This window comes from Pseudomonas sp. HMSC063H08, assembly GCF_001813645.1.
GTDB lineage: Bacteria > Pseudomonadota > Gammaproteobacteria > Pseudomonadales > Pseudomonadaceae > Pseudomonas > Pseudomonas aeruginosa.
On record NZ_KV813416.1, the window covers coordinates 1 to 368 of the forward strand.

The following is a 368-nucleotide window of genomic DNA, read 5'->3' on the forward strand; positions in this document are numbered from 1 at the left end:
CCGTCACGTTTTATTTGCGGAACGGCTATTCCCAATGCACGCAATTTCTGCATCGGGTTCATGAACTCGCGATTGCGTTTTATCCGGCCGTTCTCGAGTTCGAAGGAGTGGATGTAGTGGTTCTCGCAATAGCCCTGCGGATACCCCGGGACCAGCGCCTTGCCGCGCCCGTCGCACTCGACCCAGAAGTGGTTCGGATCCTCGGTCTCGAAGATCCGCACGTTGTGCCACTCCCAGTCGGGGAAGCAGCGCTCGAGCCACTCGGCGAGCCGCCTGAGGCTCTCATGGCCCCGGAAAACCAGGGGTTCGCCGCTTTCCGTGGTCCAGTTGCCGGCGCAGCCGTCCTCGACGAACAGGCTGTGCCGCTG

At 62.0% G+C, this 368-nt stretch carries 1 protein-coding gene; it reads right to left on the minus strand.

Annotation, left to right across the window (positions count from 1 at the left end):
• Window positions 1-368: phenazine biosynthesis protein PhzA (gene phzA, locus HMPREF2924_RS10640; RefSeq protein WP_049237415.1), on the minus strand; the 368-nt coding region annotated here is incomplete at both ends.